Annotated in this window: 1 protein-coding gene; it reads right to left on the minus strand. The window is 45.2% G+C overall.

The window, feature by feature from the left end; translation table 11 throughout:
• Window positions 1-207 precede the first annotated feature (207 nt).
• Window positions 208-1,128: an IS5 family transposase gene (locus R7E00_RS23455; RefSeq protein ID WP_318124631.1), complete on the minus strand. Its 921-nt coding sequence runs from the start codon at window positions 1,126-1,128 to the stop codon at window positions 208-210.
• Window positions 1,129-1,402: the final 274 nt, after the last annotated feature.

A 1,402-nucleotide genomic window follows, 5' to 3' on the forward strand; every position in this document is an offset into this window, starting at 1 on the left:
ATCCTAACGTGGAATACGTAGTGATGAATGTGGTTGCTGTGAGGCTAGGGAAACCGAAGCACTAATCGTAGCCAGATTCCGATGTGTATTTTCGGTTAGGATCCTAACTCGGAATTTGTAGTGATGAATGCGGTTGCTATGAGGCTTGGGAAAGGCTTTGTTGCTTAATTCGGTTGTAAGACATGGCAGTCCAAAGTTGTTCAGTTATTAAGCAATATACTGAGTTTCAGGCATACCAAGCCCTGTAAGCTTGTTCAGCGCTTTGATCATAGCGTAAGTCTCACCAACTTGAGCATTGTAGTCCCTCAGGCTTAATTTCCCACCTAACAACTGTTTTACCCGATACATTGCTGTCTCTGAGAGCGAGCGCTTATGATAACCATACCGCTTTTTCCATTTCTTGTTAGAGCCGTAGAGCTTCTGGCAACCCACTGCTAAGTTGCGAGGATGTCCTCGTTCCCAGAAGGCTGCCCCTTCTCGTGGCGGAATGAGCGGAACAGCTCGCTTGAGCCGTATGGCATCATGGCAATTCCTTGTGTCATAAGCACCATCGCCTGATATCTCAATGATTTTACGGCGTGTCTGCTTAAGCAAGTTGGGAAGTACTTCGGCATCGGTTACGTTAGATAAGCTCAGCTCTGCTGCGACTATTTCGTGAGTGCTTGTATCTACTGCAATATGCAGTTTACGCCAGACTCTGCGCTTCCCATCAGTACCATGCTTCTTGACCTTCCATTCACCTTCGCCATAAACCTTGAGGCCAGTGGCATCAATGGCCAGATGTTGTATTGCTCCTCTGGTTTTGGTTTTAAATGAAACCTCAACTTCCTTAGCTCGGCGGCTTATACAGGTGTAGTGCGGACAAACTAGCGGGATGTTAGCAATCTTAAATACTGAGTCTAGAAAGCCTTGCAGCGCTCTCAATGGCATGGAGAAGACGCGCTTAACCATCAGTGCGGTAGTAATGGCTAAGTCGCTGAATCGGCGAGGTCTACCACGCTTGCCTTGTTTGTTTTGCTTCCACTCGGCTATCGCTTCCTCATCAATCCAAAAAGTCAGAGAACCACGGTTGATTAAGGCTTTATTGTACTGCTTCCAGTTAGTTGTTTTGTAACGAGGTTTCGGCATAAGGCTACGATGATTAACTGATGTAACCGATCAGATCGTAACTTCCTGATTTAGTTCCATCGAATTACGCAACAAAGCCACGTTGACCCAAACAGTATAGTCGGACTCAGTATTTAAAAATACTTTTCTCGCTTGCATTGATGTCCTTCCGACTAGTGGTGCTTATAAGTAGTTCATTGCTCCTGTTTGCGCCTCCGTTTATAGGAATGAGGAATGCAAGTCAAATCATCAAAGTTACTGGGGTGTTGTTACATTTTTAACATTTAACTAGAAG

The sequence above is a fragment of the Vibrio sp. Vb1755 genome, from assembly GCF_033338635.1.
Taxonomy (GTDB): Bacteria; Pseudomonadota; Gammaproteobacteria; order Enterobacterales; family Vibrionaceae; genus Vibrio; species Vibrio alginolyticus.